Annotated in this window: 11 protein-coding genes and 2 riboswitches; of the genes, 7 read left to right on the forward strand and 4 right to left on the reverse strand. The window is 66.3% G+C overall.

Annotated features, from left to right (window positions below):
* The first annotated feature begins 50 nt into the window (after nt 1–50).
* The 4 genes from cysD to rlmB all read left to right on the forward strand — a co-directional run bounded on the left by cysD (nt 51) and on the right by rlmB (nt 4,425).
* Nucleotides 51–971, forward strand: coding sequence for a sulfate adenylyltransferase subunit CysD (gene cysD, locus Q1L50_RS01420; RefSeq protein WP_300335359.1), 921 nt, complete (start codon nt 51–53; stop codon nt 969–971).
* Nucleotides 971–2,260 carry a GTP-binding protein gene (locus Q1L50_RS01425; RefSeq protein WP_300335360.1) on the forward strand — a complete coding sequence of 430 codons (1,290 nt, stop codon included), beginning with the start codon at nt 971–973 and terminating at the stop codon, nt 2,258–2,260. The genes cysD and Q1L50_RS01425 overlap by 1 nt, the downstream gene beginning before the upstream one ends.
* A gap of 162 nt (nt 2,261–2,422) precedes the next feature.
* A complete protein-coding gene (locus tag Q1L50_RS01430; RefSeq protein WP_300335361.1) occupies nt 2,423–3,499 on the forward strand; it encodes a carboxysome shell carbonic anhydrase domain-containg protein in 1,077 nt (358 codons plus the stop codon).
* 140 nt (nt 3,500–3,639) lie between these two features.
* Nucleotides 3,640–4,425, forward strand: coding sequence for a 23S rRNA (guanosine(2251)-2'-O)-methyltransferase RlmB (gene rlmB, locus Q1L50_RS01435; RefSeq protein WP_300335362.1), 786 nt, complete (start codon nt 3,640–3,642; stop codon nt 4,423–4,425).
* A 235-nt stretch (nt 4,426–4,660) separates the two neighbouring features.
* On the opposite strand, the gene Q1L50_RS19970 is transcribed toward rlmB, so the two are convergent.
* From Q1L50_RS19970 to Q1L50_RS19980, 3 genes are all read right to left on the reverse strand, one after another.
* Nucleotides 4,661–5,164, reverse strand: a complete 504-nt coding sequence (locus Q1L50_RS19970) for a DUF4351 domain-containing protein (protein ID WP_366145199.1) — start codon at nt 5,162–5,164, stop codon at nt 4,661–4,663.
* A complete protein-coding gene (locus Q1L50_RS19975) occupies nt 5,088–5,579 on the reverse strand; it encodes a hypothetical protein (RefSeq protein WP_366145200.1) in 492 nt (163 codons plus the stop codon). Before Q1L50_RS19975 ends, Q1L50_RS19970 begins: the two co-directional genes overlap by 77 nt.
* A 172-nt stretch (nt 5,580–5,751) precedes the next feature.
* Nucleotides 5,752–5,934, reverse strand: coding sequence for a hypothetical protein (locus tag Q1L50_RS19980; protein ID WP_366145201.1), 183 nt, complete (start codon nt 5,932–5,934; stop codon nt 5,752–5,754).
* A gap of 252 nt (nt 5,935–6,186) precedes the next feature.
* Nucleotides 6,187–6,273: riboswitch (glycine riboswitch) on the forward strand.
* Between the two features lie 3 nt (nt 6,274–6,276).
* Nucleotides 6,277–6,378, forward strand: a riboswitch (glycine riboswitch).
* A 77-nt stretch (nt 6,379–6,455) separates the two neighbouring features.
* On the opposite strand from Q1L50_RS19980, the gene gcvT reads away from it, so the two are divergent.
* Genes gcvT through gcvP form a run of 3 tightly spaced genes read left to right on the forward strand, consistent with a single transcriptional unit; the run spans nt 6,456 to nt 10,912 of the window.
* The gene (gcvT, locus tag Q1L50_RS01445; protein WP_300335363.1) at nt 6,456–7,544 is read left to right on the forward strand and encodes a glycine cleavage system aminomethyltransferase GcvT; all 1,089 of its coding nucleotides are present in this window, start codon (nt 6,456–6,458) and stop codon (nt 7,542–7,544) included.
* Between the two features lie 48 nt (nt 7,545–7,592).
* Entirely contained in the window at nt 7,593–7,976 is a 384-nt protein-coding gene (gene gcvH, locus Q1L50_RS01450; protein WP_300335364.1) for a glycine cleavage system protein GcvH, read from the forward strand.
* A gap of 44 nt (nt 7,977–8,020) precedes the next feature.
* A complete protein-coding gene (gene gcvP / locus Q1L50_RS01455; RefSeq protein WP_300335365.1) occupies nt 8,021–10,912 on the forward strand; it encodes an aminomethyl-transferring glycine dehydrogenase in 2,892 nt (963 codons plus the stop codon).
* A 55-nt stretch (nt 10,913–10,967) separates the two neighbouring features.
* On the opposite strand, the gene Q1L50_RS01460 is transcribed toward gcvP, so the two are convergent.
* Nucleotides 10,968–11,582, reverse strand: a complete 615-nt coding sequence (locus Q1L50_RS01460) for a hypothetical protein (RefSeq protein ID WP_300335366.1) — start codon at nt 11,580–11,582, stop codon at nt 10,968–10,970.
* Nucleotides 11,583–11,842 lie beyond the last annotated feature (260 nt).

Raw genomic sequence — 11,842 nt, forward strand, 5'->3', positions numbered from 1 at the left:
CGACGAACGAAACACGACATGAATCACTACACGAATCACACGGGTCAATCATGAGCACCGCAGCACTCTCCAGCGTCACCCTTTCCCACCTCGACTGGCTTGAGTCCGAGGCGATCCACATCATGCGCGAGGTCGCCGGCCAGTGCAGCAACCCGGTGCTGCTGTTCTCCGGCGGCAAGGACTCGATCTGCATGCTGCGCATCGCCGAGAAGGCTTTCCGGCCGGGCCGCTTTCCGTTCCCGCTGATGCACATCGACACCGGCCACAACTACCGGGAAGTCACCGATTTTCGCGACCGGCGCGCCGCCGAACTCGGCGAGCGGCTGATCGTTCGCTCGCTCGAGGATTCGATGGCGCGCGGAACGGTGGTCCTCAAGTCGGCCGACGAACCGCGCAACAAGCACCAGTCGGTGACCCTGCTCGAAGCGATCGAGGAATTCGGTTTCGACGCCTGCCTGGGCGGCGCGCGCCGCGACGAGGAGAAGGCACGCGCCAAGGAACGTATCTTTTCGTTCCGCGACGAATTCGGCCAGTGGGACCCGAAGAACCAGCGACCCGAACTGTGGGACCTGTACAACGCCCGCAGCTTCAAGGGCGAAAACATGCGCGTCTTCCCGATCTCGAACTGGACCGAGATCGACGTCTGGCAGTACATCGAGCGCGAGCAGCTGGCCCTGCCGTCAATCTACTTCGCCCACCGCCGCCCGATCGTGCGCCGCGCCGGCGGCCTGCTGCCGGTCACCGCGGTGACGCCAGTCAGGGCCGGCGACACCGTCGAGCAGCTGATGGTCCGCTTTCGCACCGTCGGCGACATCACCTGCACCGCGCCGGTCGAGTCCGACGCCGACAGCGTCGCGGCGATCATCGCCGAAACGGCGATCACCACGATCACCGAACGCGGCGCGACCCGCCTCGACGACCAGACCTCGGACGCGTCGATGGAACAACGCAAGAAGGAAGGCTATTTCTGATGTCCGCGATCGAACAACTCCCCCTCGAAGCAGTCCCCGACAACGGCCTGCTGCGCTTTCTGACCTGCGGCAGCGTCGACGACGGCAAGAGCACGCTGATCGGCCGCCTGCTGTTCGACAGCAAGACGATTCTCGCCGACACCCTGCACGCGATGCAGCGGACCTCGGAAAAACGCGGCCTGGACGTACTCGACCTGTCGCTGCTGACCGACGGCCTGCAGGCCGAACGCGAACAGGGAATCACCATCGACGTCGCCTACCGCTACTTCACTACCGGTACGCGCAAGTACATCATCGCCGACGCGCCGGGCCACGAGCAATACACCCGCAATATGGTCACCGCGGCGTCGACTGCCGACCTGGCGATCATCCTGATCGACGCCCGCAAGGGCGTGCTGGCGCAGACCCGCCGGCACTCGTACCTGGCGCACCTGCTGGCGATTCCGCAGATCGTCGTGGCGGTGAACAAGATGGACCTGGTGGACTACTCGCCGGAAGTCTTTGCACGAATCAAGGCCGAGTATCTGGCTTTTGCCGGCAAACTGGGGATTGCAGACGTGCGCTTCATCCCGATGTCGGCGCTGCTCGGCGACATGATCGTCGATCGCGGCGAGCGGCTGAACTGGTACGCTGGGCCAACGCTGTTCGAGCTGCTCGAAACCACCCCGGCGGTCCACAGCGCGCACGCCGAGAAGTTCCGCTTCCCGGTGCAATACGTCTGCCGCCCGCAGGATTCCGGCAACCCCGAGCTGCACGACTATCGCGGCTTCATGGGCCGCGTCGAGTCCGGCGAACTGACGATCGGCGACCCCGTGACGGTGCTGCCCTCGGGGCTCGAAACGCGGGTCAGGGACATCCAGGTACTCGGCGAATCGCTGCCGCACGCCGTCGCCGAACAGTCGGTGACCATCCTGCTCGCCGACGAGATCGACATCTCGCGCGGCGACATGATCGTCAAGACCGGCGAATTGCCGAGGGTCAGCAAACAGATCGACGCCATGCTCTGCTGGCTCTCGGAGTCGCCGCTCGACCCGCGCCGCAAGTACCTCATTCGCCATACCACGCGCGACAGCAAGGCGCTGCTCGCCGGCATCGCCTTCCGGGTGGACATCAACAGCATGGAACAGCAGCCCGCCGAACGGCTGACGATGAACGACATCGCGCGCGTCAGCTTCAAGCTGGCGCAGCCGATCTTCGCCGACCCTTACGCGGAAAGCCGTGGCACCGGTGCGTTCATCGTCATCGACGAGTCGTCGAACAACACCGTCGGCGCCGGCATGCTGATCTGAGCGGTTCGGGACCGGCCAGCCGCCGGACACTGGCCGGCCGCCAGCGCAGCGTTTGACCTGCGCCGCGGCGCCGACGATACTGCAGCTCGTTCACCGGCTCGCCGGCTGGTGAAACGCCCGGCCGGCGCGCGGCCACGTCGTCACTCTGGGGAGCGTCTGGTCATGGACATCCACGCCAAGCCGATCGGCGAGCGCATCGACTGGCTGTTCGGCCTGGCCGACCGGCATGCGGCGATCTTTCGCAGCCCGGAAGCGTGGCTGACGCGCGAGCGCTACCTGGCCGCGCACCCGACGGCGATCGCCGTCCTCAAGTGCATGGACGGCCGGATCAACATCCCGGTCGCGACCAACACGCCGGTCGGCCTGCTGATGCCCTTTCGCAACCTGGGCGGGATCTTCGACCTCGGCTGGCCACACCTTGGCGAGGTCCTCGCGCACCACATGCAGCGCGTCGTCAGCGCCGGCCGGCACGTCGTCGTCCTGGTCACCTACCACTACTCGCAAGGTGACCCCCGGCGTGGTTGTGCCGGTTTCGCGTACGACACCGCCGCGGCGATCGCCCATACCTACGAGATCCGCCGCCAGGTCGAACACATTTTCGGCAGCGATCACGGCACCGTCTACCCGCTGGTCTGCGGCTTCGAAACCGACGAGGACGCGCTGGTCGTCCACGGCACCGGCGGCGACAAGCTGCACCTCGCGACGCTGAACGCCGCCGACCGGCCGACTCTGCCGCTGCGCCTTGCCGCGCTGCTGCCGGACATGCCGGAACGGATGCGCGACGACCTGTTGCCGCTGCTCTACGGCAACCTCGAACACATCGAGGGCGTGCGCGCGCAGATTCGCGTCGGCGAGCGCCTGCTCGACATCGAGCACCGCGAGTGGATGATCTGCCTGGGTCGCGGCTTCGACTTCCTGCACACCCCGAACATCGCGCTGATCATCGGCCCCTACAGCCCCAACCTCGACGTGCCGATCCGCAAGGCGGCGGCAATCATCGAAGCGAACATGGAGCGCGGACGGATCCCGAACGACGGATTTCTGCTGCTGGCATCGGTACCCTACGACGAAATCGGCGTCGACCGCGCACGCGCCGAGCTCAAGTCGCGCTTCCTGTCGACCTTCGCCGCCGACGTCATACGCGCCGAGTTTCCGCGTCTGGGCGAACAGATGCGCATCCGCACGGCCGTCCTCGACTGGCGCTCGCGAACCCTGGAAGCGATCGCCGCAAGAGAATAGCTGACTGCTTCCGCCCGAAGGACGGCTGCAGCGCCGTCTCGTGCTGCCCGGCCATGCCGGCGCGCGCACGCTGCCGGGCAGACCGACAGGCCGGCGGCGAGCTGTTAGAATCGCGGCCTCCCCCTACCGGCCACCTGTTCATGTCCCAGCAGTCACGCCTGATTTTCGGTTTTCACGCGACCCTCGCCAAGTTGCGCCACGACCCCGGCGCCATCCGCGAGATCTACGTCGACGCCGGTCGCCACGACGCGCGCGTACGTGACCTCGTTCGTCATGCCGAGTTCGCCACCGTGCGCGTGCTGCCGGTCGACGCGGCGCGCCTGGCAGCGATGGCGCCCGGCGCCAGGCACCAGGGGGTGATCGCCACCGTAGACACGACGCAGCGCCACGTGACGCTCGATGACGTTCTCGATACGCTCGGCGAGCCGGCTTTGCTGCTGGTGCTCGATGGCATCCAGGACCCGCACAACCTCGGCGCCTGCCTGCGGGTCGCCGACGCCGTCGGCGCACACGCGGTCGTCGCGCCCAAGGACCGGGCGGTCGGACTGACGCAAACGGCGGTGAAAGTGGCCAGCGGCGCCGCCGAAACGGTGCCGTATATCACCGTGACCAATCTTGCCCGCAGCCTGCGCGAAATGAAGGAGCGCGGCATCTGGATCGTCGGCACCGACGCCGATGCGCCAGATGATCTCTACCGTGCGCAGTGGCCGACGGCGTGTGCCTGGGTACTCGGCGCCGAAGGCGACGGCCTGCGCCGACTGACGCGCGAGACCTGCGATCAGCTGGTGAACATCCCGATGCTGGGATCGGTCGCCAGCCTCAACGTCTCGGTCGCCACCGGCGTCTGTCTCTACGAAGCGCGCCGGCGGCGCGCTGGCCAGCAGGCAGCGGGCGACGGCCCGGGGATCGACGACGGCAAGAAATGAGCGCTGGCCCTGTCGGCCTAGCGATAGACGAAGCCCTTGACCTTGACCCCGGCCTGATTCAGGCGCTTGACGGCTTGCTCGAACTCGCGAAACGGGTGCTTTCCCGTGCGTGCGATCATCAACGTCGCGCTGGCGTGGCGGCCGATGATCGCCGCGTCGGAAACGGCAAGATCCGGCGGGACAGGAACGGAACGTCAGACAGCGCGGTGAGTACCTCCGGATCCAGTCTCGATCGTCAACTAGCAAGTTGCTCGAGCAAGGGATAGGCTGGCTGCCGGCCGATTTCGGCGTCGGCCACCAGGAAATAGAAGGCCACGAACTCTGGACAGCAGCGCCTGATCGCGTCTTCCGACGGGGTTCGCAGTCCTCGCTGGCGGCGGTCTCGTTGACCTTCGCCCATGTTCAACACCCCCCCAAGATCAACCCCCCGCGAAGCCCTGTTGGCTGCGGGCGACCGCTGCGCACCCCATGGATTGCTTCGCTGCGCTCGCAATGACGACTGCACCTCCGTCACAGTCGTTGCGCGGGGCGTTGTGGCGCGCTGGGGATCGGGTACGAAATCCCGATCGAAGACGCCGTCCAGGGATTCGGCGTCGAGCACCTTGGTCGCCCAGCTTTCGAGCTGATCGACAGTGGCGCTGGTAAGCCGGGTGCGGACAGCGTCAGGCAGAGTGCCGAAGCGACGCGCGAGTTGGCTCTGCAGAAGCGCAGCCTCCCCTTCTTGCCTGCCTTGCTGCAATCCATTTTTTTTTGCCGAAGCGTTCGGCAGAGGTGACGTAGGGCATGGTGACCTTCCTTTCCAGTGTGTAGACCTCCTGCATCAGCCGCTTCTCGAGTTCGGTCGGCAGGCGCATCAGCCAGTCGATGACGCTGAACAGGTCGATGATGCGCTGCTTGTCCCAGGGGCGTTCGTAGAGGAGCTTGGCCAGCCTCCATTTTGCCGCATGGCGCTGTTCGGGGTCGCCCCTTGTCTTGCGCGTGAACAGATGCGCGGCGGTGACCAGGGCGAAGGGGTTGGGATCGGCCTCGAGCGCTTCGGCCTGGTCGGCGTAGTCGAGGATCTTGACACTCGGGAAGCGGATGCCGACTTCGCAGCCGAACAGTCGGTAGCCGAAGTGGGTCGGCGTCCGGTTGTCGCTTTCGTCGGCCAGCACGGCGAGGCTGGCGACCGGGCGGCGGTAGCGGTCGTAGAGCCGGTAGTTGTAGGTGATCAGCCGTTCGGGGAAGTTGGCGTCGTGCTGACCCTGAACCTCGATGTCGATACAGACCCATTGCTCACCGCCGTCCCGGCCGGCGACCTGGACGAGGCGGTCCAGCAGGCCCTTGTCAAGTTCGGCATCCTGGACGACCTTGCGCGAGTTCCTGGTCGAGGGCGACGTGCGCTTGTCGCCAGGCGATTTCCGCCTCGGCCAGCGGCAAGGAGAAGGCCATGAACTCGGGGAAGTAGCGTGTGATCGCGTCTTTCCACGGGGTATCGAAGTCGTCGCTTGCCGGGGCCTGGTTGTCCATGCATGCCTGCTCCACGCAAAATGATCACGACAACGCGGATGGCCGGGCGGTGAGTTCCGTTGGTCGTTGAACGGGGTGACGATGATTCCCCGATAACGCGGGATTTCAGGCTTGGGTCGTGCCGCTGCGGCAGGCGGCAGGGGCGCTGGCCAGTCCGTCACCCAGGCCCGCCTGTGCGCGCCAGCCCGGGTCAAACTCGACGCAGCCGGTGCCCGCTGCGCTTGCGAGCACTGCTTGCGACGCGCTATAGTTGCGGCGCGAATGGGAGAGCGCGGCAGAGCCGCCGCCGAAGGCGCAATCCACCCGGAAACGCTCAGGCAAAAGGACCGTTCGTGCAATGAACTCTGGAGAGCGGCGCTCGCTTCCGGCGAAGCGCCCACCGATGGGGCAACGCGGCTGCGATTCACCTGGCGGCCCGAAAATCTCTCAGGTACATGGACAGGGGGGTGAACTCGCTACGGGTTCGCCCCTTTTTCGTTTCTGGAATCCGCCTCAACAAACTCTCCCAAGGAATTGACACCATGCAGAAAACGGTCCTCAACGACTGCCATCGCCGAAGCGGCGCACGAATGGTCGATTTCGGTGCCTGGGAGATGCCCCTCCATTATGGTTCGCAGATCGAGGAGCACCAGGCGGTGCGCCGCGACGCCGGCATGTTCGACGTTTCGCACATGTGCGCGGTCGATATCGAGGGCGACGACGCGGCGGCGTTCCTGCGTCGCCTGATCGCCAACAACATCGACAAGCTGAAGGTCTCCGGCAAGGCGCTGTACAGCGCGATGCTCAACGAAGACGGCGGCGTGATCGACGACCTGATCGTCTATTACTTCGACGACCGCAACTACCGGATGGTGATCAACGCCGGCACCGCCGAGAAGGATCTGGCGTGGATGGGCGCCCGCCTCGACGACTGGCAGCTGGCGGTGACCCTCACCGCGCGTCGCCAGGGTGCCGGTGCGCTGGCGATGATTGCCGTGCAGGGACCGAACGCCCGCCAGAAGGTCTGGGACGCGCTGCCCGGCTGCCGAGCGGCGTGCGAACCGCTGAAGCCGTTCTTCGCCGCGGTCAGCGGCGAGCTGTTGATTGCCCGAACCGGCTATACCGGTGAAGACGGTTACGAGATCGCCCTGCCCGCCGACCAGGCCGACGGCCTGTGGCAGGCGCTCGCCGCCGCCGGCGTGCGGCCCTGCGGCCTCGGAGCGCGTGACACGCTGCGACTCGAAGCCGGAATGAATCTCTACGGCCAGGACATGGACGAAACCGTCTCGCCACTCGACGCCGGCCTGGCATGGACCGTCGACCTGCTCGCGCCGCGCGACTTCGTCGGCAAGACGGCCCTTCTTGCCAAGCCCCGGCGCCACCAGTTTCTCGGCCTGGTGCTGCGCGACCGTGGCGTGCTGCGCGCCCACCAGCGGGTGATCAGCAGTCACGGCGACGGTGAAATCACCAGCGGCAGCTTCTCGCCGACGATGCAGCAGGCGATCGCCCTGGCCCGCCTGCCGCTCGCCGTGGCGATCGGCGATAGCGTCGAAGTCGCGATCCGCGACAAGCTTCTCGCCGCCAGGGTCGTCAAGCCATGCTTTGTGAGAAACGGCAATATTCTCGTTTAGTTTCATTTATCAAGACACAAAACTTCACCTTACTTCCCAGGAGAACAGATGAACATTCCCGCCGACCTCAAATACACCCGGAGTCACGAATGGATCCGGGCCGAAGCCGACGGCACGATCAGCGTCGGCATTACCGACCATGCCCAGGAACTACTCGGCGACCTCGTTTTCGTGGAACTGCCAGCGCTCGGAGCCGAACTCGCCGCCGAGCAGGAGGCAGCCGTCGTTGAATCGGTCAAGGCTGCTTCGGACGTTTACGCGCCGGTTGCGGGCAGCGTCGTCGAGGTCAACCAGGCCGCCGCCGACGCTCCGGAAGTGGTCAACCAGGACGCCTACGCGGCGTGGCTGTTCAGGCTCAGGCCGGCTGCCGCCGCCGACCTCGACGCGCTGCTCGACGCCGCCGCTTACCAGCAACTCGTAGACGCGGCTTAGGCCGAGCGAAACGCAGCACCACCGCACCACCACCGGATGACGCCATGGATGCCATGCCCCCCTCCCCGACCCTCGCCGAACTCGAACAGCGCGACGATTTCCTGCAGCGCCACATCGGTCCCGACGCCAGGGAAGTGGCCGCGATGCTGGCCAGCATCGGCGCTGCCAGCCTCGAACAACTGGTCGACCAGACGGTCCCGGCGGCGATTCGCCTGAGCGCGCCGCTGGCGCTCGGCGAGCCGCGCCAGGAAAAGGAAGCACTCGAGGCGCTGCGCGAAATGGCCAGCCGCAACGTCGTGCAGCACTCGTTGATCGGCATGGGCTATGCGGATACGCTGACCCCGGCGGTGGTGCTGCGCAACGTCCTCGAGAACCCCGGCTGGTATACCGCCTACACGCCTTACCAGGCCGAAATCGCCCAGGGTCGCCTGGAGGCCCTGCTCAACTACCAGCAGATGGTCATCGACCTGACCGGCCTCGAACTCGCCAACGCCTCCCTGCTCGACGAAGCGACCGCTGCGGCCGAGGCGATGACCATGGCCCGGCGGCTGAGCAAGTCGAAGTCGAACCGGTTTTTTGTCGACGCCGCCTGCTTCCCGCAAACCATCGACGTGATCAGGACGCGGGCCGCCTTCTTCGGCTTCGAGCTGCTCTTCGACTCACCCGAGGTGGCCGCCCAGCAGGAGGTCTTCGGGGCGCTGTTCCAGTACCCGAATGACCGGGGTGAAGTCGGCGACCTCAGCGGCGCGATCGCTGCCGTCAAGTCGCGCGGCGGCATCGTCGCCGTCGCCGCCGACCTGCTGGCGCTGGTCCTGCTCCGCTCGCCAGGCGAGATGGGCGCCGACATCGCGCTCGGATCGTCGCAGCGCTTCGGCGTTCCGCTCGGCTTCGGCGGTCCGCACGCGGCTTTCTTTGCCACCCGCGACGAGCACAAGCGCTCGGTGCCCGGCCGGATCATCGGCGTGTCGGTCGACAGCCGCGGCAAAAAGGCGCTGCGCATGGCGCTGCAAACCCGCGAACAGCACATCCGGCGCGAAAAGGCCAACTCCAACATCTGCACCTCGCAGGTCCTGCTCGCCAACATTGCCGGCATGTACGCCGTCTATCACGGTCCACACGGGCTGCGCAGCATTGCCCAACGGGTCCACCGGCTGGCCGCGATCCTGGCCGAAAGCCTGCGCCGGGCCGGGATCAACGTGTTGACCCGGCGCTTCTTCGACACCGTGCATGTCGACCTCGGCGGGCGTGCGCTGAGCGCCTACAAGGAGGCCCTCGAAGCGGGCTACAACCTTCGCCAGGTCTCGCCGGGTGTCCTTGGCGTGGCGGTGAACGAGAAGACCTCGGCGGCGGACATCGGCCTGCTGATCAAGCTGCTGGCCGAGATCAGCATCGACCTCGAGCCGATCGACGAGCTGCTGCGGCACGCCGACGCCAGCCTGCCACCGGCATTGCTGCGCCGGGACGCGATCCTCCGACATCCGGTGTTCAACACCCACCACACCGAACACGAGATGCTGCGCTACCTGAAGAAGCTGCAGAACAAGGACCTGGCGCTCGACCACTCGATGATCGCGCTCGGCTCGTGCACCATGAAGCTCAACGCGACCAGCGAGATGATCCCGATCAGCTGGCCGCAGTTCGCCGACATCCACCCTTTCGCGCCGATCGAACAGGCGCAGGGTTACCTGCAGATGATCGGCGAACTCGAGCAGTGGCTCAAGGCGATCACCGGTTTCGACGCCATCTGCATGCAGCCGAATTCCGGCGCACAGGGCGAATACGCCGGCCTGGTGGCGATCGCCCGCTACCACGCCAGCCGCGGCGAAGGGCAGCGTACGGTCTGCCTGATCCCGCGTTCGGCGCACGGCACCAACCCGGCGACCGCGCAGATGTGCGGAATGCGGGTGGTGGTGGTCAACTGCGACGATTCGGGCAACATCGACCTCGCCGACCTGACCGCCAAGGCCGCTGAGCACGCCGCCAACCTGGCCTGCCTGATGATCACCTACCCGTCGACGCACGGCGTCTTCGAGGAAGCGGTCAAGGAAATCTGCTCCATCGTGCACGCCAACGGCGGCCAGGTGTACATGGACGGCGCCAACCTCAACGCCCAGCTCGGGCTGACCTCACCGGCGCTGATCGGAGCCGACGTCAGTCACATGAATCTGCACAAGACCTTCTGCATCCCGCACGGCGGCGGCGGTCCGGGGATGGGGCCGATCGGCCTCAAGGCGCATCTCGCGCCATTCATGGCCAACCACAGCGTGCAGCCGGTCCACGGGCCGCATCCGGGTCAGGGTGCGGTCGCCGCGGCGCCGTGGGGTTCGGCGTCGATCCTGCCGATTTCGTGGATGTACATCGCGATGATGGGCGGCAGCGGCCTGACGCGCGCGACGCAGGTGGCGATCCTCAACGCCAACTACGTCGCCAGGCAGCTGCAGGAGCACTACCCGGTGCTGTATACCGGCAGCAATGGCCGGGTGGCGCACGAATGCATCCTCGACATCCGGCCGCTCAAGGCGAAAACCGGCGTCTCCGAGACCGACATCGCCAAGCGGCTGATGGATTACGGCTTTCACGCGCCGACGGTGAGCTTCCCGGTCGCCGGGACGATGATGGTCGAGCCGACCGAGTCGGAATCGCAAGCCGAACTCGACCGTTTCATTGCCGCGATGGTCAGTATCCGCGAAGAAGTCCGACAGATCGAAAGCGGTCGCTGGCCGGCCGACGACAACCCCTTGAAGAACGCGCCGCATACGCAGGCCGACATCGTCGACGACCACTGGCACCGACCGTACAGCCGCCAGGAAGCGGTGCTGCCGCTGCCCTGGGTCGCCGACAACAAGTTCTGGCCGAGCGTCAATCGGGTCGACGACGTGCATGGCGACCGCCACCTGTTCTGCGCCTGCGTACCGATCGACGAGGACGCCGCGTAAGCCCGGGCGCCGCCGGCTGGGGGCCGGTTTGCGCGGCGCCGGCGGTGGTGCCCGCTCAACGCCCCTCGCTTGCTGCTCGGCACGGCCGCCCGTCGGCCCACAGGCAGACGCCGGCTGCCTGCCGGGTGCCGGTCAGCGAATCAAGCAGCCGGGCCAGGTCGGCCGGCGACGTCCACCAGGTGGCTTCAATACCGCGGAACGGCCCGATTCCGGCAATCGCGTTCTGCACCGCCGCGCCACAGAACAGCGGCAGCGCGTGGTCGGCCTCGGGCAGCCGCGAGACCACGGCCGCGAACTGCGGCTCGGGCAGCGTGAAGCGATAGACGCGGATGCGCAGGCCATCGACCATCTGATAGGCGACGTAATCGGCCAGACGGGCGTGTTGCCGGTCGGGCAGCTGCGAACCAACGTTACGGTAACTGCCGGCGGGGTCACTCAGGCGCGCCCCGGCGAAGATCCCGGCGTGATTGCCGAGCACGGCGTTGTTGTTGATCACTACCACCACCTCATGCTCGCCAGGCTCGGCGAGCTGCACCTCCGTGCTCAGGCTGTCCCACGATGGTCCGGATTCGCCGCTTCCCGGCGCGGTTGCGCAAGCGGCGAGCAGCAGCACCGGCAGCGCTGGCAGCGCTGGCCGGACCAGTGAGGAAAGGCGAAACGCGTTGTTCATCAATCGACTCGACGGATCGGCAGGGTCGGTTCGCCTTGCCCGGGCGGTGCGGCGGCAGCAGCGGCCACCCCTCGCGGACGGCGACCCGTAATGGTAAGTCAACGCTCAGCCAACTGCCAGCCGGCGTACCGACTAGCAGCAGTTCTCATTTCAAACCCACGCAAGGGGGCTGTTGGCGTAGGTTGGCGCACGAGGATTGGCAGACTTGGGCGATGAAGATTGAGGGAGACTCTGGCTGTTCTTAAAATAACGCTGTTAAA

The sequence above is a fragment of the Accumulibacter sp. genome (assembly GCF_029255145.1).
Classification (GTDB): domain Bacteria; phylum Pseudomonadota; class Gammaproteobacteria; order Burkholderiales; family Rhodocyclaceae; genus Accumulibacter.

What these genes read in the sequence shown, in the direction of transcription:
- cysD (WP_300335359.1), top strand. Translation starts at nt 51, where the DNA reads ATGAGCACCGCAGCACTCTCCAGCGTCACCCTTTCCCACCTCGACTGG.
- Q1L50_RS01425 (WP_300335360.1), top strand. Translation starts at nt 971, where the DNA reads ATGTCCGCGATCGAACAACTCCCCCTCGAAGCAGTCCCCGACAACGGC.
- Q1L50_RS01430 (WP_300335361.1), top strand. Translation starts at nt 2,423, where the DNA reads ATGGACATCCACGCCAAGCCGATCGGCGAGCGCATCGACTGGCTGTTC.
- rlmB (WP_300335362.1), top strand. Translation starts at nt 3,640, where the DNA reads ATGTCCCAGCAGTCACGCCTGATTTTCGGTTTTCACGCGACCCTCGCC.
- Q1L50_RS19980 (WP_366145201.1), bottom strand. Translation starts at nt 5,934, where the DNA reads ATGGACAACCAGGCCCCGGCAAGCGACGACTTCGATACCCCGTGGAAA.
- gcvT (WP_300335363.1), top strand. Translation starts at nt 6,456, where the DNA reads ATGCAGAAAACGGTCCTCAACGACTGCCATCGCCGAAGCGGCGCACGA.
- gcvH (WP_300335364.1), top strand. Translation starts at nt 7,593, where the DNA reads ATGAACATTCCCGCCGACCTCAAATACACCCGGAGTCACGAATGGATC.
- gcvP (WP_300335365.1), top strand. Translation starts at nt 8,021, where the DNA reads ATGGATGCCATGCCCCCCTCCCCGACCCTCGCCGAACTCGAACAGCGC.
- Q1L50_RS01460 (WP_300335366.1), bottom strand. Translation starts at nt 11,582, where the DNA reads ATGAACAACGCGTTTCGCCTTTCCTCACTGGTCCGGCCAGCGCTGCCA.